The 22841-nt window shown below is 59.1% G+C and carries 17 protein-coding genes; 8 read left to right on the top strand and 9 right to left on the bottom strand.

The genetic code is table 11. The features are described from left to right. The first annotated feature begins 65 nt into the window (after window positions 1-65). Genes AC1RT4_RS05505 through AC1RT4_RS05495 form a run of 3 tightly spaced genes read left to right on the top strand, consistent with a single transcriptional unit; the run spans window position 66 to window position 3376 of the window. A complete protein-coding gene (locus AC1RT4_RS05505; protein ID WP_493084135.1) occupies window positions 66-2201 on the top strand; it encodes an FUSC family protein in 2136 nt (711 codons plus the stop codon). Further along, window positions 2191-2391, top strand: a complete 201-nt coding sequence (locus AC1RT4_RS05500; RefSeq protein ID WP_493084133.1) for a DUF1656 domain-containing protein — start codon at window positions 2191-2193, stop codon at window positions 2389-2391. The genes AC1RT4_RS05505 and AC1RT4_RS05500 overlap by 11 nt, the downstream gene beginning before the upstream one ends. A 4-nt stretch (window positions 2392-2395) precedes the next feature. Next, window positions 2396-3376: an HlyD family secretion protein gene (locus AC1RT4_RS05495; protein WP_179695058.1), complete on the top strand. Its 981-nt coding sequence runs from the start codon at window positions 2396-2398 to the stop codon at window positions 3374-3376. Window positions 3377-3435: 59 nt separating this feature from the next. Here AC1RT4_RS05495 and AC1RT4_RS05490 read toward each other — a convergent pair whose 3' ends face one another. From AC1RT4_RS05490 to AC1RT4_RS05460, 7 genes are all read right to left on the bottom strand, one after another. Further along, on the bottom strand, window positions 3436-4857 hold the full coding sequence (locus AC1RT4_RS05490; RefSeq protein ID WP_127798089.1) for an efflux transporter outer membrane subunit: 1422 nt from the start codon (window positions 4855-4857) through the stop codon (window positions 3436-3438). Next, window positions 4854-8045: an efflux RND transporter permease subunit gene (locus AC1RT4_RS05485; protein ID WP_493084130.1), complete on the bottom strand. Its 3192-nt coding sequence runs from the start codon at window positions 8043-8045 to the stop codon at window positions 4854-4856. Before AC1RT4_RS05485 ends, AC1RT4_RS05490 begins: the two co-directional genes overlap by 4 nt. A 15-nt stretch (window positions 8046-8060) precedes the next feature. Further along, entirely contained in the window at window positions 8061-9314 is a 1254-nt protein-coding gene (gene mexE / locus AC1RT4_RS05480) for a multidrug efflux RND transporter periplasmic adaptor subunit MexE (protein WP_480402152.1), read from the bottom strand. A 284-nt stretch (window positions 9315-9598) separates the two neighbouring features. After that, window positions 9599-10114: a hypothetical protein gene (locus AC1RT4_RS05475; protein WP_493084128.1), complete on the bottom strand. Its 516-nt coding sequence runs from the start codon at window positions 10112-10114 to the stop codon at window positions 9599-9601. Then, on the bottom strand, window positions 10111-10845 hold the full coding sequence (locus AC1RT4_RS05470; protein WP_493084126.1) for an alpha/beta hydrolase: 735 nt from the start codon (window positions 10843-10845) through the stop codon (window positions 10111-10113). The genes AC1RT4_RS05475 and AC1RT4_RS05470 overlap by 4 nt, the downstream gene beginning before the upstream one ends. A 4-nt stretch (window positions 10846-10849) precedes the next feature. Then, window positions 10850-11347 (bottom strand): PAAR domain-containing protein, encoded by a 498-nt coding sequence (locus tag AC1RT4_RS05465; protein ID WP_493084124.1) that lies wholly within the window; start codon window positions 11345-11347, stop codon window positions 10850-10852. Between the two features lie 213 nt (window positions 11348-11560). After that, a complete protein-coding gene (locus tag AC1RT4_RS05460) occupies window positions 11561-12478 on the bottom strand; it encodes a LysR family transcriptional regulator (RefSeq protein WP_258713577.1) in 918 nt (305 codons plus the stop codon). Window positions 12479-12748: 270 nt separating this feature from the next. On the opposite strand from AC1RT4_RS05460, the gene AC1RT4_RS05455 reads away from it, so the two are divergent. The 4 genes from AC1RT4_RS05455 (at window position 12749) to pgm (ending at window position 18976) form a co-directional block, all read left to right on the top strand. Continuing rightward, on the top strand, window positions 12749-13771 hold the full coding sequence (locus AC1RT4_RS05455) for a zinc-dependent alcohol dehydrogenase family protein (RefSeq protein WP_064381679.1): 1023 nt from the start codon (window positions 12749-12751) through the stop codon (window positions 13769-13771). Window positions 13772-14318: 547 nt separating this feature from the next. After that, window positions 14319-15773, top strand: coding sequence for a hypothetical protein (locus AC1RT4_RS05450; RefSeq protein ID WP_493084121.1), 1455 nt, complete (start codon window positions 14319-14321; stop codon window positions 15771-15773). A gap of 49 nt (window positions 15774-15822) precedes the next feature. Continuing rightward, window positions 15823-17253 (top strand): aminotransferase-like domain-containing protein, encoded by a 1431-nt coding sequence (locus tag AC1RT4_RS05445; protein WP_493084119.1) that lies wholly within the window; start codon window positions 15823-15825, stop codon window positions 17251-17253. A 76-nt stretch (window positions 17254-17329) separates the two neighbouring features. Beyond that, entirely contained in the window at window positions 17330-18976 is a 1647-nt protein-coding gene (gene pgm / locus AC1RT4_RS05440) for a phosphoglucomutase (alpha-D-glucose-1,6-bisphosphate-dependent) (RefSeq protein WP_493084117.1), read from the top strand. 61 nt (window positions 18977-19037) lie between these two features. Here the strand turns inward: pgm and AC1RT4_RS05435 are convergent, their stop codons facing one another. Then, complete coding sequence (locus AC1RT4_RS05435; RefSeq protein ID WP_493084115.1) at window positions 19038-19733, bottom strand: pirin family protein; 696 nt, start codon at window positions 19731-19733, stop codon at window positions 19038-19040. Window positions 19734-20011: 278 nt separating this feature from the next. Between AC1RT4_RS05435 and AC1RT4_RS05430 the strand changes: the two genes are divergently transcribed. Continuing rightward, window positions 20012-22486, top strand: a complete 2475-nt coding sequence (locus AC1RT4_RS05430; RefSeq protein WP_493084113.1) for a UvrD-helicase domain-containing protein — start codon at window positions 20012-20014, stop codon at window positions 22484-22486. Window positions 22487-22544: 58 nt separating this feature from the next. On the opposite strand, the gene AC1RT4_RS05425 is transcribed toward AC1RT4_RS05430, so the two are convergent. Beyond that, window positions 22545-22817 (bottom strand): DUF1652 domain-containing protein, encoded by a 273-nt coding sequence (locus AC1RT4_RS05425; protein WP_011334086.1) that lies wholly within the window; start codon window positions 22815-22817, stop codon window positions 22545-22547. Window positions 22818-22841: the final 24 nt, after the last annotated feature.

The following is a 22841-nucleotide window of genomic DNA, read 5'->3' as shown; positions in this document are numbered from 1 at the left end:
CTGTTCGCCGTCATGCCCTCCATGCAGTGTCTACGCTTGCAGAAGTTGTTTCGAAGAGGCTACCCATGCAATCCCTGCTTATTTATTTCAAGGCGGTGATCCACCCCAGCCAGGCCGTGCTGCTGTTTGGTTTGCGCACCATTGCCGCCGGATTGCTGACGTTGTACCTGGCGTTCCTGTTCGATCTCGACCAGCCGAAATGGTCGATCATGGCCGTGGTGATCATCAGCCAGCCTCTGGCCGGGATGGCGTTGGCACGCAGTTTCGGACAAATCATCGGGACGACCCTCGGCGCGGTGGTGGCTGTGGTACTGATGGCGATTTTCCCCCAGGCGCCGCTGCTGTTCATTACGACGCTCGCGCTATGGCTGGCCCTGTGCACGGCCGGCGGCACGTTGCTGCGCTACACCAGTTCCCAGGCGTTCGTGCTTAGCGGGTATACCGCCGTGGTGGTGGCGCTGCTGGCGATTCCGGATCAGGACGGCACCTTTCTGCTGGCGGTGACCCGGGTTACCGAAACCTTGCTGGCGGTGGCATGCGTATGCGTGGTCAGTCTGCTGACGGCGCGGCCCGAAGCGGTATCGCGCAACTATTTCGCGAAGGTCGATCAGGTGATCAAGCTAGTCGCCACCCATGCCGCCGCCGTGCTGCGCACCGAAGAAAGCGAAGCGGACTTTCAGCGTCGGCAAATGCAGCTGCTGGGGGAAATCAGCGCCCTCGAAGGCCTGCGCCGGCATCTGTATTTCGATGCTCCGCGCCTGCGCAGTGCCAACAATCTGGTGTTGTTGCTGGGCAATCAATTGATGCTGCTGACATCGCGCCTGACCGCATTACGCCACCAGCGTGAATTGCTCACCGAACGCTGGGAGGGCGATCTGCCGCTGGACATCCAGCAATTGCGCGCCGAGGAGCTGGCACTTCTTGATCAGCTCGCACAGCAAGGACGCTCATTGCCGGCCGAGGTTCGGCACCAGTTTGTCGCGCTGCAACAGCAATTCGAAGCGCTTGCCTACAAGGCCGAACAACTGACGGAAGACATGAGTGCAACCCTGCGCTCGCTGGCATGGGCATTGCGCTGGGAGCAGGCGCGGCTGTTACAGCAACTGGAGCAGATTCTCGAACTGAGCGACGCGATACAGGAAGGACGAGAGGCCAGCTGCATGTTCCGTGGCCAGTCCAGCCCCTTGCACCTGGATTTCACCCTCGCGACGATGAATGCCATCCGCGCCTTCAGTGCGTTGCTGGTGGCCGGACTGATCTGGATCGAAACCGCTTGGGACGGCGCGCGGGGCGGGATGATTCTGGTGGGGATTCTGTGTTCGTTGATGGCGACGTTTCCGCGCCCATTGATCGCCGCGCAGAGTTACGCCCGAGGGCTGGGACTGGCCTTGGTGGTGTCGGCGTTCTATCAGTTCATGCTGGTCCCGGCGATCAGTGATTTCGAAATGTTGGCCTTGCTGCTTTCACCGCTGCTGTATGTGATCGCGGTCGGACTGTCCAGCCCGGCCACCGCCGGTATAGGCATGGGGCTGGGGCTGTCGAGTTTCCTGATGCTCGGTCCGCAGAACGTCGGCACCGGGCAAAACACCGCCATTCAATGGTTCGAATTTGCCGGTGCCTACGTCAGTGCTGCGATGTTGGCTCTGATTGTCTATGCCTGGATCTTCCCGTTCCGCCCGGCCTTTCGAATCAGGCGCTTTTATAACGAGGCGCGGGAGCAGGTCTACCAACTGACCAAGAGCCCGGCTACCGATGAACAGCAATTCGCCTTCGAAAGTCGCATGGTAGATCGCCTGACCTCGATGCTGGGCGTGTTGCCAGCCGCCAATGATCGGGACATGCAGCGCCTGTATGAAATCAGTCTCGCCTGCGTGGCGCTGGGCGTGGCCATGCACCAGCTCAGGCAACAGGCACAAAACAACACATTGCTGACGGACGCTTTCGGTCGGCAGCTATCGACGGCGTTGCGTCAGACCGGCCGTTTCGTCGCCGGCCGACCGGATGTGCACCTGACACCGTTGCTGACTACGCTGCATGCGCTTGGCGATGAGCTGGATGCCTTGCATGTCGCCACCCATGAACACTTGTGGTCGGTGTTTCGCATGCGTGTGGCCCTGTTGATCGTGGTGTCGTTTCTGGAGCGACATGGCGAGCCTTTGCAGCCCGACCGTTCTGAAGGAGAGCCCGTCCTTGCCCATTGATTTCGAGATCGGCGGCGTTTACCTGCCTCCCATCGCTCAGGCCCTGTTGCTGGGCATACCGGTTTTTCTGGTGCTCGACTGGGGTTTGCGCCGGCTCGGCGTCCTGCGTTTTGTCTGGCACGAGGCGCTGTTCGAAGGCGCTTTGTACGCCTGTGTATGCGCCGCACTGATTTTGCTGATGGGAGCCTGAAACCTTGAAGACGTTGCTCACTCGATTGACGACATTGGCGGTGGTGCTGCTGGCAATCGTGCTCGGCTGGTTTGCATGGGAGCATTACACCCGGGCTCCGTGGACGCGGGATGCGCGGGTGAGGGCGGATGTGGTGACGCTGTCGGCGGATGTTTCGGGGCGCATTGTCACGCTCGCGGTGCAGGACAACCAGCATGTCGACAAGGGGCAGTTGCTGCTGGAGATCGATCCGGCGCGCTACAGCCTCGCCGTCGAGCATGCAAAACGCTCGGTGGAGGTCTCGAAGGCCACGCTTGGGCAGTCGCAAGCGGCCATTGTCGCGAGCGAAGCGCTGCTCAAACAACGCCAGAGTGAAGAGCGCCGGCGACGTACGCTCAAGCAAGGGTTCGCGATTTCCGGGGAGGAGTGGGAAAAGTCCAGTACCGACGTGGCAGTGGCCCAGGCGGATCTGTTGCGTAATCAGGCGAATCTCGGTCTGGCCGAAGCCAACGTGCAACTGGCGATTGCCGCATTGACTCAGGCAGAACTGGATCTGCAACGCACTCGTGTCGAAGCGCCGGTCAGCGGTTATGTCACCAATCTACTGACCCGTCAGGGGGATTACGCGGTGGCCGGTGGCGCCCTGCTGGCACTGGTGGACAGCGGCTCCTTTTATGTCAGCGGCTATTTCGAGGAAACCAAACTGCCACGGATCGAGGAGGGTGACCGGGTGCGGATCGAATTGATGAGCGGGGAAAAATTCGGCGGTACGGTGCAAAGCATCGCCTTCGCCATTGCTGACCGGGAAAACGCGCCGGGCAGTCGATTGCTGGCCAACATCAACCCAAGCTACACCTGGGTGAAACTGGCGCAGCGGGTACCGGTGCGGATCGGCATCGATCCCGATTATGCAGGCAAGGACCGACTGAGAGCCGGCACCACAGCGACGGTCACCGTGCTGGAAAACCATGAAAGACAGGTACAAAAAAGCCCCGCGACCGAATGATACGCGGGGCAAAAAATTTGGTTGGTTGCGGCCAACCAAAGGAGCTCTTTAAAAACCTGTTACTTGCTGGCGACCGTTTCTGGCTGCCAACCACCACCGAGGGCCTTGTAGATCGCGACGATGCCGCGATACAGATCCACTTCGGCCTGGGCCTGGCTGTCTTCGGCGTTCAAACGTTCACGCTGGGCGTCGAGCAACACCAGGAAATCGGTGGTGCCTTCGCGGTAGCGAATCTCGGCGAGGTCGGCAGCCTTGCGGCTCGACTCGCTCTGACGGATCAGCGAAATCAGACGTTGCTGACGCTTGCCGTAATCACTGAAGGCGTTTTCCGACTCTTCCAGCGCGAGCAAGACTTGCTGCTCGTAGGTCGCCAGTGCGCCTTCGGCATCGGCATCGGCGCCGCGCAGACGGGCCCGCACGCTGCCCAGGTCAAACGCTGCCCAGGTGATGCTTGGGCCCAGTGCCCAGGCGTTGGCCGCCGAGGAACCGATCTGCGAACCACGTCCGGCCGTCCAGCCGAGGAAGCCGCTTAGGCTGACCCGAGGAAACAGGTCGGCCTTGGCCACACCGATACGCGCCGTGGCCGAAGCCAGTTTGCGTTCGGCGCTGAGGATGTCCGGACGACGCTGCAGCAGCTCGCCCGGATCACCGATCGGCAAGGCCTTGGCAATCGCCGGCAGGTCTTTCGGGCTCAGGTCGACGGTCAGCTTGTCCGGACGTTCACCCAGCAGGGTGGCGATGCGGTTTTTCTGCCGGGCCTGTTCCGCCTGCAACTGCGGCACGCTGGCTTCGACCGACGCCAGACGGGCATCGGCCCGTTCAACATCGAGCTGATCGCCAACGCCGGCGTCACGCAGGCTGATGGTGATCTTGCGCGACTCCTGCTGGTTGTTCAGGTTGGCCAGGGCGATCTTTTCCCGCAATTGAGCGCCGCGCAGTTGACCGTAAGCGTCCACCAGTTCGGCAATCATGGTGACTTGCAGTTGGTACAGATCGGCTTCGGCCGCTTGCTGGTCGGCGTCGCTGGCTTCCAGATTGCGCTGGATGCGTCCGAACAGGTCCAGCTCCCAGGCCATGTCCAGCCCCAGGTCGTAGCGTTCGCTGTTGACCCGGTTGGTGGTCTGGCCCGGGATCTGACCTTTGGCCAAGTCGCTGCTGGCGCGGCTGGTGATGGTTGGCATCGCATCGTTGCTGGCGTCGTCGCGGATCGCCCGGGCGGCTTTCCAGCGGGCGAATGCCACGCGCAGTTCACGGTTGCCTTGCAGCGATTGAGTCACCAACTGGTTGAGGGTCGGATCGTCGAACTGCTGCCACCAGATGCCTTCGAATTTCGAACGATCGAAGTTCTTCTGGCCGGCGGCGCCGTCGGTGGCGGACGTGATGTTCGCCGCCTCCGTCGTCGGGGTCTTGTAGTCAGGGCCGACGGCGCAGGCACTCAGGGCCAGCACCAGCAGGCTCGGCAGAAAGACTTTCAGACTCATTGGTGCGCCTCCAGTGGCTTTTGAAGATTTTGCGCCTTGGCCGCTTTGCGCTTCTCGCTGCGCTCCACGAAGTTACGGATCAGCACATAGAACACGGGGGTCAGCAGCAGACCGAAGAAGGTCACACCGAGCATCCCGGAGAACACCGCCACACCCATGGCGTGACGCATCTCGGCACCGGCACCGCTGGAGAACACCAGTGGCACCACACCCATGATGAACGCGAACGAGGTCATCAGGATCGGCCGCAGACGCAGACGGCAGGCTTCGAGTACGGCGGCCAGCGGATCGAGGCCTTCTTCCTGCTTATCCTTGGCGAACTCGACGATCAGAATCGCGTTCTTACAGGCAAGTCCCACCAGTACGATCAAGCCGATCTGGGTGAAGATGTTGTTGTCGCCGCCAGAGATGATCACCCCGGTGATGGCCGACAGCAGGGTCATCGGTACGATCAGGATCACCGCCAGTGGCAGGCTCCAGCTTTCGTATTGAGCCGCGAGCACCAGGAACGCCAGCAATACGCAGAGCGGGAACACGAACAGCGCAGTGTTGCCGGACAGAATCTGCTGGTAGGTCAGGTCGGTCCACTCGTAGGTCATGCCGTTCGGAAGTTCATCCTTGAGCAGTTTCTCGATGGCTTTTTCCGCCTGGCCGGAGCTGTAGCCCGGGGCTGCGGCACCGTTGATTTCAGCGGTGATGAAGCCGTTGTAGTGCATCACGCGATCCGGGCCCGAGGTGTCGCTGACCTTTATGAAGGTCGCCAGCGGGATCATTTCGCCTTTGTTGTTGCGTACTTTCAGCTGGCCGATCTGGTCGGATTCGAGGCGGAACTGTTGCTCTGCCTGAACGTTGACCTGATAGGTACGACCGAAGCGGTTGAAGTCGTTGGCGTACAGCGAACCCAGGTAGATCTGCAGGGTGTCGAAGATGTCGCTGACGGCCACGCCGTGGGTCTTGGCTTTTTCCCGGTCGATGGCGGCATCGACCTGCGGCACGTTCACGGTGTAGCTGGTGAACAGGTTGGCCAGTTCCGGAACGTTATGGCTCTTGGCAATAATGTTCATGGTTTCCTTGTACAGCTCTTCGTAGCCCAGGTTGCCCCGGTCTTCGATTTGCAGGCGGAAACCACCAATGGTGCCCAGACCTTGTACTGGTGGCGGCGGGAAGATCGCCATGTAGGCTTCCTGGATCCCGGCGTACTGGCCGTTCAAGGCACCGGCAATCGCACCGGCGGACATGCTCGGGTCTTTACGCTCGTCGAACGGTTTCAGGGTCACGAACACGATGCCGGCGTTCGGGCTGTTGGTGAAGCCGTTGATCGACAGGCCCGGGAACGCTACGGCGCTTTCCACGCCTGGCTGTTTCAGTGCCAGGTCGGACATGCGTTTGATCACGTCTTCGGTACGGTCCAGGCTCGCGGCGTCCGGCAGTTGCGCGAAGGCCACCAGGTATTGCTTGTCCTGGCCGGGTACAAAACCGGTCGGCGTGCTGGAGAAACCGAAGAAGGTCAGCACCATCAGGCCTGCGTACAGGAAGAGGGCGATGCCGCTGCCACGGATGACCCGGCGCACGGTGCCGACGTAGCCATGACTGGCACGGTCGAAGAAACGGTTGAACGGACGGAACAGCCAGCCACCGAAGATCTTGTCCAGCACTCGCGAGAAACGGTCTTTCGGTGCGTCATGACCTTTAAGCAACACAGCGGCCAGCGCTGGCGACAGGGTCAGCGAGTTGAAAGCCGAGATCACGGTCGAGATCGCGATGGTCAGTGCGAACTGCTTGTAGAACTGACCGGTGAGGCCCGAGATGAATGCCGCCGGTACGAACACCGCACACAGCACCAGCGCCGTGGCAATGATCGGGCCGGTCACTTCGCCCATGGCCTTTTTGGTCGCATCGAAGGGGTTGAGCCCCAGTTCAATGTTCCGCTCGACGTTCTCCACCACCACGATGGCGTCGTCCACCACGATACCGATCGCCAGTACCAGGCCGAACAGCGACAGGGCGTTGAGCGAGAAGCCGAACAGGTGCATCACCGCAAACGTACCGATCAACGATACCGGTACCGCCACCAACGGAATGATCGAGGCGCGCCAGGTCTGCAGGAACAGGATCACCACCAGGACCACGAGAATCAATGCTTCGAAGAGTGTGTGAACCACCGCCTCGATGGAGCCGCGCACGAAGATAGTCGGGTCATAGACGATGCTGTAGTCCATGCCTTGCGGGAAGCTTTTCTTCAGTTCTTCCATCTTGCCGCGAACTTCGTTCGAGATTTCGATGGCGTTGGAGCCAGGACGCTGGAAGATCGGGATCGCTACGGCCGGCTGGTTGTTCAGCAGCGAACGCAGGGCGTATTGGCTGGAACCCAGTTCGACGCGGGCGATGTCCTTCAGACGAGTGATCTCACCGTTGTCGCCTGCGCGAATGATGATGTTCTCGAACTCTTCCTCGGAGACCAGACGACCCTGAGTGTTGACCGACAGCTGGAAGCTCTGGGCATTCGGGGCAGGGGGCGCGCCCAGTTGGCCGGCGGCCACCTGACGGTTCTGCTCACGAATCGCGGTCACCACATCGGTCGCGGTCAGATTGCGCGAAGCGGTTTTGTTCGGGTCGAGCCATACACGCAGCGAGTAGTCGCCCATACCGAACAGCTGTACGTCACCGACACCACCGAGGCGAGCGAGCTCATCCTTGATGTTGAGGATTGCGTAGTTGGACAGGTACAGCATGTCGTAGCGTTTGTCCGGCGAGGTCAAGTGCACAACCATGGTCAGGTCGGGCGAAGCCTTGTCGACGGTGATACCGATGCGCGTCACTTCTTCTGGAAGTTTCGGCTCGGTCCGGGTCACGCGGTTCTGAACCTGTACCTGCGCGTTGTCCAGGTCGGTACCCAGGGCGAAGGTGATGGTCAGGGTGATCTTGCCGTCAGCGGTGGATTGCGAGGACATGTACAGCATGTTCTCGACGCCGGTGATGGCCTGCTCCAGCGGAGCCGCCACGGTTTCACCGATGACTTTTGGGTTGGCGCCCGGGAAGTTGGCACGCACCACCACGGTCGGTGGCACGACTTCCGGGTATTCGCTGATCGGCAACTGGAACAGCGAAATCGCACCGGCGATCAGGATCAACAGCGACAGCACCGCTGCGAAGATCGGCCGTGAAATGAAGAATTGGGAAAAATTCATCGGAGTTGTCGTCCCTTAACCGCGTGGGGTCGCAGCAGCCAGTTTCACAACCGATCCCGACGCGCCTTTGGCAGGTGCGACTTTGGGCAGGTTGCTGGCTTCCAGCGCTTGTCGTTGTTGAGCGAGAGCGGCAATGGTTTGCTCGCTGGCCATCGGGATCACTTCAGGCGAAACCGGGGAGCCAGGACGAACCCGTTGCAGACCCTTGACGATGATTGTGTCGTCCTTGTTCAGGCCGCTGCGTACGATGCGCAGGCCTTCGATCTTCGGACCGAGTTCGACGGCGCGGTAGGCGGTCTTGTTGTCGCCATCCATCACCAGCACGAACTTCTTGCCGAGGTCGGTACCGACCGCTTCATCGTTGATCAACATGGCGTTGTAGGTGCCGCTGCCGACCAGTTTCAGGCGTGCATACAGACCCGGGGTGTAGGTGCCGTCGCTGTTGTCGAACACGGCGCGACCACGGATGGTGCCGGTTTTCGGGTTGACCTGGTTGTCGACGAAGTTCATCTGGCCCAGGTGCGGGTTGCCGTCTTCATTGGACAGGCCCATGTACACCGGAGTGGTCGCACCGCGCTGACCCTGACGGGCGAGTTGTGTGTATTTGAGGAATACACGCTCGTCGGCGTCGAAGTAGGCGTAGACCTTGTCGGTGGACACCACGCTGGTCAGCGCAGTGGTGTCGGCGGTCACCAGGTTACCGGCGGTGATCTCGGCACGGCTGACGCGGCCGCTGATTGGCGCGGTGACGCGGGTAAAGCTCAGATTCAGCTTGGCCAGATCCAGTTGCGCTTGCAGCGCGCCGACAGCAGCACGGGCTTCTTGTGCAGCGCTGGTGCGCGAGTCGGCCAGTTCGGCGGAGATGGCGTTGCTGGCACGCAGGCGTTCGCCACGACCGGCTTCGTTTTCACTGCGGGTGGCATTGGCGCGGGATTGGGCTACCAGAGCTTCGAGGCGGCGGACCTCGGCCTGGAACGGACGCGGGTCGATCTGGAACAGCAGGTCGCCTTTCTTGACCAGCGCACCTTCGGTGAAGGCCACTTCGTCGATCTGGCCGGAGACCCGCGGACGGATTTCAACGGTTTCCGGCGCCTCGAGGCGCCCGGTGAATTCGTCCCACTCGTTGACCGGTTGTTCCAGCACCTTGGCCACGCTGACTTTGGCAGCAGGCATGGTGGCGGCGGTCTCCGGAGTCTTGCCGCAGGCGCTCATCACCAGCACGGCCAACATAGCCAACGGGAAGCGCAAATGTTTGAGTGATTGTTCCATGGATGCATCCGCCAATGTATTGAAGATGGGCGGATGATGCTCGGCGGGTAGATGGCAAACGAATCGAATGACACGAAGGTAACTATCATTCGGAATGATATAAGCCCGAGCGAAGCCCTCTAGCATGCGGCTTTCGTTAGGGGGCTATCAATTGGTTTCAGGGCAATTCTCTGTTACCCGTGACGCAAAGGTCGAGTGTGAAACTGCACGGTGGTGATTACGCGAGGATTAAAAATGCCGACCCTGCCTTGCGACAGGGTCGGCAATAGACCTTCGATTGGTGTCTATCTGAAAATCTGCTCAATCATGACCCTGGACGGGATCAATAGCGTATTCGAGTAGTAGGCTTCGTACCCATAGGCGGTTATCCGAACTTTGCACGGGATCGAGTTTTGCGACTCGAGCAACGGCTTGATGGCGTCATAGTCATTCAAGTCGCGTTGAGTTCCATTCGGGTTGGTGTAATAAAAGATAAGTTCGGAGGAAAAATTGTAATTGGGTTTGGCTGGACTGCTGGCGATTACTCGTCCTTCGGCTTTTACGGCAATTGGATGCTCGGATGAGAACTCCGTGTCCCGATTCAGGGAGCAAATCAGGGTCGGTGAGAGCTGATTGGACTGTTCGTAATCACTGAAAGCACTCTGCAAATCCACAGTGGAGCTGAAGTGTGCCGTGAACAGATTACTGGAACCCAGTCCGAAGGACGATAACGTGAGATCGGCCGGTGGAATACTGGCCGTTTTTACACAGCCACTACAGAGAAGCAAGGCAAGGTAAATGACACCGCGTACTCTGTTCATTGGCCGAAGATATCGTTGATTGAGTCAAAAATCAGATCGCAGGCGGACTTGGTCCCTTGGACAGGCTCGATAAACATCCAGTCAGCCGAGGCATGGTGTCGATCAATGGTTTTATTGACGGTCGGACCTGCCTCGATTATCCAGCGCTCCCCGAAATCAGCGACGCCATCAGAATTATCAGGCTTGCTGGCGTTCGCCCGGATGTTGATCCATGTCTCAGCGACAGGTGTTGGTTCAGAAAAGTAGATGTCGGAACCCAGCCATACAAAAAAACCTTCACCCACTGGATCGAGCGTCACCAAAAATTTAATGGTGTAACCGGCCTCGGACAGGATCTGCGACAGATGTGCGCCATTCCATCCACCGAGGCTATGACCGACGATGTAAACCGGGCAGGATTTACTGGGTATGTTCTCTATAAAGTGAGTCTGAATGTCGCCGGAACCCCTTGCGTCCTTATAGCTTTTGGGGAGTCCGGTATATTTCGTCTTCAGCTTTTCGTTGCCGGCTATTCTCGCATCGAGCAGTTTCTGGGCGTCATCGATATTGTGGAAAGCCCCCTGGAAATAGTATTTCTCCTGGTCGGCAGCTCCTCCAATGAAAAAGACGATTGCCTTCTTTGCTGGAACGGGGGCCGTCTTTACCGTCTGATCTTTCACGACGGTCAACGTCGGTGTGACGGACAGGCTTGCGGTATTACCATTGGGAAGTTTGATTTGCTCTGCCGGCATGTTGTCAATCTTCCAAAAACAGTTTTATGGTTTCCGCCACGTGTGAACTCACGACGTGGGTGAATCCCGACGCATCACTGGTTCCGTATTCGAAGCTGCCGTCAGCACGCTGAATCGCGTAGCCATGATTGGGCATGGGTTCACCGGTGCTTTCGTCGATCAATTTGATCTTGTCGCTGAAGTGCACAGGCATCGGCAGCAGGCCGCTGAAAGGTGCGGAGACGAATGTGTCTCCGATGATGACTGTTCCGGAACCTCCCACAACCACATTGCCGTGCCCGCCCGTGCTGTCTTTCGTTGCAGCGTTCAAACCATTGATGAAAACCGTTGCGCTGACGCCTCCGGTGATGGGACTACCGCAAGCGGATTTGTCGCCCATCCGGGCTGCGGCAAGCCCGTCAAAGTTGACATTGGGCGAGCCACTGGCGATCGGATTTGTTCCATGTCCAGGTAGAGGGCAGCTAGTGGGATCTGTTAGGCGTGCAGCAGGTTTTCCGCTCATGTGAAGTTCCGTTTCAATATTTCAGACCAAGCAACTGCGACGGTTGCGCGTGTTCGCTTTCAATCACCTTTGATGGTGTTCGAAAAGCGAAGGGCACGGGTGTCTGTATACGTGCAGCACGCATGGAATTTACCGTCCCTGGAAATTTCGTCGCGAAGAATGCCGCAAGCCACTGCCACATTCAACAATCTCTATGACCCGCTATGGCAAAGGCTATGCCAGGCTATCCGGATCCCCAAAAAACATCTGAATCCGTGACCGCAACCACCGCTCGCCCGGATCATTATCCTGCGACCCACGCCAAGCCATATGCAGTTCAAAAGTGCGCGTCGGCAACGGTGGATCTTCCGCGCGCAGACCGCCAGCCGCCGTCAGTGCATCCGCCGTGTAATCAGGCACGGTCGCTACGATGTCGGTGCCCGCCAGCAGCGTACCCAATCCGTTGAACTGCGGCACCGCCAGGACCACATGCCGTTTACGCTCGAGTTTTTCCAGTTCTTCATCGACGAAACCACTGAGGTCGCCGGCAAACGACACCAGCGCATGCGGTCGAGCGCAGTAATCGTCCAGGCTCAACGGCCCCGGCACAGTATCGGCGCGCAGCAGTTTGGGGGCGCTGCGGCGCAGAACCTTGCGTTTGGCGTTGGCCGGCAGGTCGGTGGTGTAGCTGACGCCGATGGAGATTTCGCCGGAGGCGAGCAGGCCGGGCATCAGGATGTAGTTGACGCGGCGTACCACCAGCACGATGCCGGGTGCTTCGGCGCGCAGGCGTTTGAGCAGCATCGGCAGCAGCGCGAATTCGACGTCGTCCGACAGGCCGATGCGGAATACTGACGTGCTGGTGGCCGGGTCGAATTCGGCTGCGCGGCTGACGGCCGTCGAAATCGAGTCCAGGGCCGGGGAGAGCAGGGCGAAGATTTCCACCGCGCGGGCGGAAGGTTCCATGCTGCGCCCGGTGCGCACAAACAAAGGGTCGTCGAACAGGCCGCGCAGGCGTGAAAGCGCCGCGCTGATCGCCGGCTGGCCGAGAAACAGCTTTTCCGCCGCACGGGTCACGCTGCGCTCATGCATCAGCGTTTCGAACACGATCAACAGGTTGAGGTCGACACGACGCAGGTCATTACGATTCATCTGGAGTCCTGGCAGAGTCATCAAGCTTGACGAGAGCGACCATATGAGAACAATGGCCGGCATGAATCTTACGGGGAAAGGCTGGTAGTCTGCACCGGGTAATTCAGCTTTACTGAGAAGGCGGCAGCAGTTTTTTCATGGATTTTCTCAATGCTGACCATGCTGCGGAATCAATGACAGGCATGTCGACTATTAATAGCCACTGATAGTCTTGGCTGGAAAGCCCAGATAGAGTTCAGGGCATTAGAGGTTACTTTGACGAGGTTTGCGATGTCCCGCACGATCCGTTTTCACAAGTTTGGTCCAGCCGAGGTGCTCAAATGCGAAGAGCATGCGGCTGCTCAGCCAGGTCCTGGCGAAGTGCAGGTGCGTGTCGAGGCGATCGGCATCAGCTGGTATGACACGCTCTGGCGCCAGAATCTGGCGTCGTCCCAGGCGCGTCTGCCTTCCGGCCTCGGTCATGAAATGGCCGGCGTGGTCACGGCGATCGGCGACGGCGTCGAAGATCTGGCCGTGGGCGACAAGGTGGCCAGTTTTCCGGCCGAGAGCCCCAATGATTACCCGGTCTACGGCGAACTGATCGTTCTGCCGCGTACCGCGCTGACCCGTTATCCGGACGTGCTCAGCCCGATTGAAGCCAGCGTGCATTACACGCCGCTGTTGATCGCCTATTTCGGTTACGTTGATCTGGCACGGGTCAAACCCGGGCAGTTCGCTCTGGTGACCGACGCCAGCCACTGTGCCGGTCCGTCCTTCGTCCAGTTGGGCAAGGCGCTGGGTGTGCGGGTGATTGCTGCCACCAAAACCGCGGAGGAGCGTGAGTACCTGCTGTCTCTCGGTGCCGAGAAAGTGATCGTCACCGAAGAAGAAGATCTGTTGATGCGGATCAACAAGATCACCGACAACCGTGGCGTCGACGTCGTATTCGACGGTCTCGGCGGGCCGCAGATGTCATTGCTCGGCGATGTGCTGGCGCCTCGAGGCAGCCTGGTGCTGTACGGCCTGCAGGGCGGCAACCAGACGCCATTCCCGGCCTGCGCAGCGTTCCAGAAGAACATTCAGTTCTTCGTGCATTGCATCGGCAACTTCACCGGCAAGCCGGAGCTCGGCATCATTCAGGATCACGTCGCCTTGCAGCGTGCCTTGCGTGATATAAACCAGCTCACTGCCGACCGTGTGCTGCTGCCGCTCAAGACGCGGGTGTTCCCGTTCAACGAGTTTGTCGAAGCACACCGCTACATGGACGAGTGCCCATGCCGCGAGCGGGTTGCCCTGCAAATCGAAACTGCCTGACCCTTCCAATCAGAGTCCGTGGCCCCACGGACTCTTGTGCGTTTAATCCTTCAGATATCGAGAAACCCCTGGGCCAGACGCCTGGGGACGTTCAGCAACTGAACTGGTTTTTGCTCTCGATCTGTATCTTCTAATTGCCCTCCAGACGCTGATAATTGAATGACTACTTTCATCTCAAGGAATGAGCTATGTCTGTGCATTCTATTTGTTCCGTACAGTATCAATCGGCTGTTTATCAGTGCACCTCAAACTTCTGTTTAAAGTTTGTAGGGGTGCCATGTAATCCCTTCTTTTTTTCTTGTGCTCATTATGTGCAGGGGCTTGTAAGAAGTTTCCTAGGAAAACCCGATCCTGAAAATGGCCTCGCAACCACGCGGCTTTCAGCCATGTCGCTCGTGATTCTGAAATGCCACGCGCTCAACTGTTTCAAATAACTACAAAAACTTAAGTGTTAGCATTTCAGCGTCTATTAATTAATGAAGAGTGATTGTGCGTCCGCCATTTGTGGTCGCGCGATATAAAACCTTTGATACCGGGTGAAGTACTGATGAGCACGATCCATGATCAAGCAATGAATTATGTCTACCAGCAAGTATTGCAACGCCTGCTAAGTTTCTTTTCCCGAGCAGAGCGCACGGCATTGCAGCTGTTGATCCAGCGCCTGGCGGTCGCTGCCGGGGGCATGGATCGCATCGGTGAATTCAAGGTACTGGCAATCCAGTCCGGCACACGCGACTGCAGCTACAGCCTCGCCCTGTTGCGTGCGGCGCAATTGAGCATCGCAGGACGCGCTCCGGCCACTTTCCAGTTGCGTGTCGCCACCCTGCGATGCAATGGCGTGCCGGGTTCGGTATTGCACAACCTGCATCGCAGTTTCAGTGCACTGTTCCTGCATGATGACCCGCGTGTCGAGTTGTTGATGGTCGATCATCGCGAGATCCAGCCTTTCAACCATCTGGCGCCTGTCTGCGATGAAGGGCGCGAAGCCGGCAGGCTCAACCTGCTGATGGTGGGTCATCGCCGTGGCTGGGATGAAGATCTGACTCTGTGGGATGACCAGTATCTGACTACCGCCGAGTTCTACGGTCAGGTCGCCCGCTGGAACAACGGCGTCGATGCCTTGATCAGTAGCGATAATGCGCGCCGTCAGGAGCAGTTTCTCGATGGGCTGGAGCGGGCGGTGCACAAGGTCGGCATTGGCGAGTTGTCACGAAAGGGCGGCGGGTTTGATGAACTGTTCAGTCTGCTCGACAGCATCGGCAGTGATTGTTATCGCGAACTCTACTCACAAGACGATCGGGTGCCGTGGCGTCCGATCGGCGAGTTCGAAGCTTGTCGTCGCACCAGCTATATCGGCATCGACGATATGGTAGTGGGCAAGATGGAGGAGCGGTGGCCCTTGCTCAGTGATTTCCTCGGATTTCAGGCCGACGATCTGATGCTTGAAGCGCGTACCGGCGAGTGTGCCGATCCCCTGGTCGGCGCCTACCTGAAAGGGTTGCAGGCCCTTTACGCAGAAGGGCGCACCTATGAGGCCGGGGTCTCGGAGTATCTGCAGCAATGCCTGACGACAATGCGTGGCAGGAACACGCCGGAGCAGGTTTGTGAGCGGTTTGAATCCGCGTTTGGCAATCTGTCCGATCTCGCGGAGCACCAATCGCTGGCGGCGGCCTCACTGCAAAAGAATTTCGGCCTCAATGAAACGCAACTGGTTTGCCTGTTGTTCGCGCCTTTCATCAATGCCGGCGCCGGCCTCGAGCGATTTCTGCGCACCTGTCATCCGGGGATGCTGGTCGCCATACCGGATCTGCATCGTGCCATGCAAGGCCTGCACGCTCCCGAGCAGGTCTTGCAATGGATGACCGATGTCAGCGGCTTGCCCCTGCGACTGATCGGCCGGTTATATGCAATGGAGGCTGTCCAGATGGGCGAACAAGCCACAAAAGCACAAGAGTTACCCGAGCACGAGGTCACTCTGGGCGACCGTTCGGCGGAAGGTTGAGTGGGGTTTTATTGTCCGGCCACGGGGACCAGTCTGCGGACGTACGTTCATGAGTGAGCCGAGAGAATCGGATTTTGCCTATCAGGCGGTCTATCGTTACCTGACGCAACTGATCAGCGAACCGGGCAATCAGGAAGCGATTCGACTGCCATCCTTACGACAATTGGCCGAGCGGCTAAGCGTGTCGATTTCGACCATTCAATACGCCTATGCGTTGCTGGAAAAAGAAGGCCGGGTCTATTCAGTGGCCAAATCCGGATATTTCGCGCAGCCGACATCGATGGTCATATCACCCGGGTGCGGCAGTGATTTGCTTGAAACGGTTTACGTCAATGCCAGATGCTCCGGCATGCAAGTATTGAGCGCCGATGAACCAGCGTCGATCCAGCCCTTGGACCGCCCCTTGCTGATGCTTGAACGAGAGTTGTTGCGCCAGTACCCCCGCCACTTTCAGACGCCGGCCCAGCCTTGCGGCGATCTGGAACTGCGCACGCTGCTGGCTGCCCGCTACACCTCATCGGCCGCCCATTGCTGGCACGCCGAAGATGTCTACATCGGTGCCGATTTGCGAGGGGTGCTGGAGATTCTGATCGCTGTCCTTGAGCTGCGCCACGCAACGGTGGTGATCGAGTCGCCGTGTGACTGGATGATCCTGCGCCTGTTTCAGTCCGCCGAAGTTCGGGTGATCGAGCTGCCGCTGCAGGCCGACGGGGCATTCGATCCGCAGAAACTCCAGAGACTGCTTGAAAGCGAGCGGGTGCGATTGATCCTGCTGTCCTCCAGATTGAATATGCCCCATGGCAGCCGTATCCCGCTGGCCAGCCGCCAGGCCATTGCGCAGTTGCTTGTGAAGCATGGCACCTGGGTGCTGGAGAATGATTGTCATGGCGAGTTGCTGGACAACGCCGAAGGGGAGCCGCTGCGCGAGCTGGTGGATCCCGACCACCTGTTGGTGTTTTCCATGTTCGAAAAAATCATCGGGGTCGAAGCACCTTACGGTTTTATCCTGTCGCGGCAATGGCGTGCGGATCTGCAGCGTCACTTCCTGTTACGTTCGTTCCGCCTGTCACCGATCCGCCAGAAAGCCATTGCCCGACTCTATGCGAGCGGGCGGGTCGACCAGCATCTGCCGGTGCTCAAGCACTTGCTCAGGGAGCGTCGAACGCGATGGATCGATTTGATACGTGAACGTCTGGGCGACTTTCTGCACATCGTGGAACCTGATGGCGGCGCAACGATCTGGCTGCACTCTGCACGCCCGATTGCGATGGACGCGGTGTTTCAACGGCTGCTCAAGCAACATGTGCTGATTGCACCGGGGGAGTTGTTCAGCCTCAAGGGGTTGCACGCGCAGCACATGCGTTTGAGCGCGATCGGTGGCACGGAACACGAGTTGTTAAGACTTGTCGGACTGATTGGGGATGCGTTGCGACTGGCTCCGCGGGCAGATGCGCGAAAACACTCGGCGTGTACGCAGTAGACCCCATCGCACTCCGGACAAACTGCCAGTAAACTCCGCTGTAATTTCCTGAACCACTCTATTTCAGAGGTTTTGCATGACACTCAGTCCTTTTGCGGGCAAACCGGCACCGGCAGAACTGTTGGTCGACATCCCGCGACTGGTTACGGCGTATTACACCGGTCAACCCGACGCCTCGGTTTCCACCCAGCGCGTGGCGTTCGGCACCTCCGGGCACCGGGGCAGTTCCTTTGATTTGAGTTTCAACGAGTGGCACGTTCTGGCCATCAGCCAGGCGATCTGCCTGTATCGCGAATCCCAGGGCATCACCGGGCCGCTGTTCGTCGGCATCGACACCCATGCGTTGTCGACCCCGGCCGGGGCCAGTGCTTTGGAAGTACTGGCGGCCAACGGCGTGACCGTAATGATCGCCGAAGGCGATGAATACACGCCGACCCCGGCGGTTTCTCACGCCATTCTTTGCTACAACCGTGGTCGCACCACCGGTCTGGCCGACGGCATCGTCATCACGCCGTCGCACAACCCGCCACAAAGCGGCGGCTACAAGTACAACCCAACCAACGGCGGCCCGGCCGACACCCACATCACCAAGTGGATCGAAGCCAAGGCCAACGAGCTGCTGGCCAACAAGCTGGCCGGCGTCAAGCGCATCAGCTACGAGCAAGCGCTCAAGGCCGAAACCACCCACCGTCACGACTACGTCAACACCTACGTCGCCGACCTGATCAACGTCATCGACTTCGATGCCATTCGCGGCGCCAAACTGCGTCTGGGCGTCGATCCGCTGGGCGGAGCAGGAGTGCGCTACTGGTCGGCGATTGCCGAGCACTATCGTCTGGACCTGGACGTGGTGAACAAGGAAGTCGACTCGACGTTCCGCTTCATGACCGTCGACTGGGACGGGCAGATCCGCATGGACCCATCGTCCAGCCATGCCATGCAAGGCCTGATCGGTCTGAAGGAACGCTTTGACGTGGCCTTCGCCTGCGACCCGGATCACGACCGCCACGGCATCGTCACGCCGTCCGGCGGCCTGCTGGCACCGAACAACTACCTGGCGGTGTCGATCGACTACCTGTTCCAGAATCGTCCGCAATGGCGTGCCGATGCAGCCGTGGGCAAAACCGTGGTCAGCAGCGGTCTGATCGATCGCGTGGCCAAGCGCCTCGGCCGTCGCCTGTACGAAGTGCCGGTCGGCTTCAAATGGTTCGCCGATGGCCTGTTCGACGGCTCGCTGGGTTTCGGCGGAGAAGAAAGCGCCGGCGCCTCGTTCCTGCGCAAGGACGGCGGTGTCTGGAGCACCGACAAGGACGGTCTGATTCCAGCCCTGTTGGCCGCTGAAATGACTGCCCGTACTGGCCGCGACCCAAGCCAAGCCTACCGTGCGCTGACCGACGAGCTGGGCGAACCGTTCTCGGTGCGTGTCGACGCCAAGGCCAACCCGGAACAGAAAGCGCTGCTGAGCAAGCTGTCGCCGGAGCAGGTCACCTCGACCGAACTGGCGGGCGAGAAGATCCAGAGCATTCTCAGTAAGGCTCCAGGCAACGATCAGGCCATTGGCGGTCTGAAAGTGATGACCGAAAACGGCTGGTTCGCTGCGCGTCCGTCGGGCACCGAAGACATCTACAAGATCTACGCCGAAAGCTTCATCGGCGACGACCACCTCAAGCAACTGGTGGCTGAAGCGCAAACCCTGGTAGACGGTGCGATCAGCACCCAATAAATCCAGGCAACGGAAAAGGGCGACCCTGAGGTCGCCCTTTTTTGTGCCCGCGATTCGCTGATCAGGCCAGATCCACCAACACGATCTCGCTGTCTTCCAGCGCCGTGACGGTCAACACCTGTTCATCAGCCACCGCCACACCGTCTCGAGCTTGTGCGCGCAAGCCATTGACTTCAATCACACCCGTAGCGGGAACCAGATAAGCACGGCGTCCGGCATCGAGACGGTATTCAGCCGTTTCCCCGGCCTTGATATTGGCCGCCACCAAACGTGCGTCGGCGCGGATGCGCAGGCTTTGATCGTCACCGTCCTTGCCGCTGGCGAGGGTCACGAAACCTTCGCGATCGCCTTTCGGGAACGGTTTGGCGCCCCAGGACGGCGGTGCGCCGGTTTCCGTCGGCAGAATCCAGATCTGGAAAATCTTGGTGTCCGCGGCTTCCAGGTTGTATTCGCTGTGGGCGATGCCGGTGCCGGCGCTCATCACTTGAACGTCGCCAGCCTCGGTGCGGCCCTTGTTGCCCAGGTTGTCCTGGTGGCTGATCGCACCTTCACGCACGTAAGTGATGATTTCCATGTCGCGGTGCGGGTGAGTAGGGAAGCCCGTGCCGGCGGCAATGATGTCGTCGTTCCACACGCGCAGGTTGCCCCAGCTCATGCGTTGCGGATCGTAGTACTCGGCGAACGAAAAATGGTGATGGGCATCCAACCAGCCGTGATGGGCGCCGCCCAGCGAGCTGAAAGGTCTGAGTTCAAGCATGATCGTCTCCTCAAAAGGTTCGTCATGGGGCGTGATGCCTGAGCCACGAAGCGAGACCGGTGATTGATGGCAGGCATCATCTATCAGTCAATCATCGAGAAAAAGCGTAAAAAGTGCGGCATTCCCATCGAATCGATTGATGTGAAAAAGGCTCGAAACCGTCTCATCCCACCTTCAATTCATCACCTAAACCAATGACCTGTAAGCATTTCGCTAGAACAAAAAAGCAAATGCAGACACCATAGCCCTCAACAGCCTCACATCCGGAGTCCGTCAGCGTGGCGCAACACACCCCCGATCTTCCTCCCGAACTTCGTCCCTTGGCCGAGATGCCCTGGTTCAAACGCCTGGCGGCGCGTTTCCTTGGCCACGGTCTGACGCAATTGCGCGCCCAGCACCGGGCTTCGTGGTTGCACGGCCAGGCCGACGGTTTTCGCAGCGGGCATACCGCCGGCGTGGATTACGGGTACAAGGAAGGCAAGGCTGACGGGCTGGAAGAGGGCCGTCAGGTCTTGTTGATCCGCGACAGCCGCAATACCGAGCATCGCCCGCCGGGTATCGACAATCACCTGTTCGATGACTGGCGCCTGCCACTCAGCGCAGAATTGAAGAAGCGCATGAAAGCCGACGTCGCACGCCTGCTGCCTGCGCACGCCCAACCGAGCGTTGCGCAATGGAAGATGATTTTCAGCGAAACCCCGTCCACCTCGGTGATTGCCGGCGCCGGAGCCGGCAAATCGACCACGTTGGTGCTGCGGATCCTTCTGCTGACTCACTATCTGGGCTTCGAGCTCGATTCGATGACTGTGGTGACCTTCACCCGCGAGTCGCGCAAGGACTTCATCAACAAACTGATCGAACTGTTCGCGTTGTGGGGCCGGGCACTGAGTCAGAAAGACGCGCGGGATCTGGTGCGCACCTTTCACTCGCGGATCTTGCCGATGGTTCGCAGTCTGCCGGGGTTCGAGCGCTTGCAGGCATTCGAAAACCTCAGCCACCGCGCGCCGGGTGCAGATGAAGACGTCGACAGCAATCCGTTCGATCTGCGTATCAACGACGCGCAGCGCCAGCAGCTCAACGCCTGTTACCACCGTCTCTACAAAGAAGACCCGCGCTTTGCGCAACTGATCCAACCGCTGTCCCGGCACGCCTTGCAGCTCAAGGAGCTGGAACGCGATCACCCGGACGTGCAAAAGCGCGTCGCTGTAACGGAGCTGGCGGCTCGCCGCGATGAAGAGCTGTGCGACATGATCGAGGACATGTGGCTTCGCGCCGGCGCCTGGCCAATCAAGGGCATCGAACCGAGCCGCCAGACATTCGAAATCAACGGCGCATCGTTCCATTGCCACGGTTACATTCCGAGCCTGGATGCCTGGGTTGTATTGGGTTTCGACCCTCGGGAAAACCCGCAGGTCTGCCGTCCCAACGCCAAACTGACGGTGCGTGCAGAGTGGGCAGTCAAGCGCACCCTGTTTCAAGCTTTTTGTCGTAAACCGTTGATTTGGTTGGATAGTTACGAATCTTCAAAACGTTTATTGGCCACGCTGGCAGGTGATGTCAGTGCCGGCCCCGGCTTCGATTACAAGGTCAAGGGTGAGCTGGCGTCCGCACCGTTGCTCGACTGTTTTGTCGCCGCCGCAGGTTTCATCGAGAACCTGGGGCTGGACGTGCCGGACGCCGTCGGCCGCATGAGCTTCGGCAAGGACGATCCGGACCGGTTTTTCTTCGAAGCTTTAGGCCTGTTCTGGCGAGCGCTGGAAGATCATTTGCTGGATCAGAAACCGCCGGTCATGACCTACAACCGCATGTTTGCGCTGTTCAGCGAGCACTCACCGGAAAACTTCAAGCTGCTCAGCGATGAGTTGCTGCGGCCGATGTCGCACCTGATGATCGATGAGTTTCAGGACGTTTCGCCGCAAATCGTCTCGTGGATCCGCGCCAGCCTCTCGGAAATCCGCAGTCGAGGTCCTGCCATGCACGTTGGACGGGGCGCGCAGCGATCATCGTTGCTTTGCGTAGGCGATGACTGGCAATCGATCTACGGCTGGCGCGGCAGTTCGCCGAGCTACTTCATGGAATTCAACAAGGAATTCCCGTCGCCGAGCACGACCCGGGTGATGCTCAGCGACAACTATCGCAGCCATCAGCACATCATCGACGCGGCGGAGCACATCGTTCGCGCGGCGCCGGCGATTCCCGGCAAGAAGGCCAAGGCCTGCGGCGAAGAGAAGCCGTTGCAGCCGGTCAACGTGCTGGAGCGCGACGATCAGGCGCTCGGCCAGCGCCTGGCAGAACATTATCGAAAGGGCGATTCAATCCTGATGCTCTATCGAAAAAGCAGCGATAAGCTATTGATAGAACAGCATATTCAGTCTGTGGTTAATGTGGATTCGAGCTTGCCGTACGACTCGCGGCGCCTGAAACAACTGACCTATCACAGCGCCAAAGGCCTGCAGGCCGACACGGTGTTCCTGCTGGGTGATTGCCAGCACCTGACCAGTTCACCGTACAAGAATCAGGTGTATCGCATGGCCGGACTGGGCAAGACTGGCGACAGCGAGCCGTACGACAGCGCGCAGAAAGACGAAATCCTGCGCCTGGCCTATGTCGGTATCACCCGAGCAGTCAGCCATTGCTACTGGTATGTCGAGCCGCAAGACACGCAGGCGGTCAACATGCCTCGGGCTTCGGACCGGGTCACCAAAAGCAAACCGTTCTTCGTCGATCATCGTCCGGAAAAGAAAACAGCCTGAATCCGACGCCCACGAAAAAGCCCGCAAATAGCGGGCTTTTTTATTTCAAATCAGCTGGTTACGCGTAACTCTTGAGGGATTCCGGAGGAATGAAAGCTTCCAGCTCATCCTCAACGGCTTCGATTATTCGCTCCACATCCGCCGCGTTCATCACCGTGGCACAGGGAATGCCGGCGATCGCGATCAGGGTTTCGCCGCTGGCCCGATCGAACAGGCGCGCGACCAGACTGCCCGGCGCATCCATGGTCGCCTCGAAACCCATGGGATGAAAATGCCAGCGCATCAGCTGGCAGGCATTGGGGAACGTGACCTTGCTTGACCCTTTATTCATGTGTTGCCCGCCTTCTTCATCGAG

This window comes from Pseudomonas sp. GW821-FHT11D10 (assembly GCF_058808435.1).
This window is presented reverse-complemented; position numbering and strand designations above follow the sequence as displayed.

Coding starts and splice junctions, on each gene's coding strand:
- AC1RT4_RS05505 (WP_493084135.1), top strand. CDS start 66: ATGCAATCCCTGCTTATTTATTTCAAGGCGGTGATCCACCCCAGCCAG.
- AC1RT4_RS05490 (WP_127798089.1), bottom strand. CDS start 4,857: ATGAGTCTGAAAGTCTTTCTGCCGAGCCTGCTGGTGCTGGCCCTGAGT.
- AC1RT4_RS05485 (WP_493084130.1), bottom strand. CDS start 8,045: ATGAATTTTTCCCAATTCTTCATTTCACGGCCGATCTTCGCAGCGGTG.
- mexE (WP_480402152.1), bottom strand. CDS start 9,314: ATGGAACAATCACTCAAACATTTGCGCTTCCCGTTGGCTATGTTGGCC.
- AC1RT4_RS05475 (WP_493084128.1), bottom strand. CDS start 10,114: ATGAACAGAGTACGCGGTGTCATTTACCTTGCCTTGCTTCTCTGTAGT.
- AC1RT4_RS05470 (WP_493084126.1), bottom strand. CDS start 10,845: ATGCCGGCAGAGCAAATCAAACTTCCCAATGGTAATACCGCAAGCCTG.
- AC1RT4_RS05465 (WP_493084124.1), bottom strand. CDS start 11,347: ATGAGCGGAAAACCTGCTGCACGCCTAACAGATCCCACTAGCTGCCCT.
- AC1RT4_RS05460 (WP_258713577.1), bottom strand. CDS start 12,478: ATGAATCGTAATGACCTGCGTCGTGTCGACCTCAACCTGTTGATCGTG.
- AC1RT4_RS05455 (WP_064381679.1), top strand. CDS start 12,749: ATGTCCCGCACGATCCGTTTTCACAAGTTTGGTCCAGCCGAGGTGCTC.
- AC1RT4_RS05450 (WP_493084121.1), top strand. CDS start 14,319: ATGAGCACGATCCATGATCAAGCAATGAATTATGTCTACCAGCAAGTA.
- AC1RT4_RS05445 (WP_493084119.1), top strand. CDS start 15,823: ATGAGTGAGCCGAGAGAATCGGATTTTGCCTATCAGGCGGTCTATCGT.
- pgm (WP_493084117.1), top strand. CDS start 17,330: ATGACACTCAGTCCTTTTGCGGGCAAACCGGCACCGGCAGAACTGTTG.
- AC1RT4_RS05435 (WP_493084115.1), bottom strand. CDS start 19,733: ATGCTTGAACTCAGACCTTTCAGCTCGCTGGGCGGCGCCCATCACGGC.
- AC1RT4_RS05425 (WP_011334086.1), bottom strand. CDS start 22,817: ATGAATAAAGGGTCAAGCAAGGTCACGTTCCCCAATGCCTGCCAGCTG.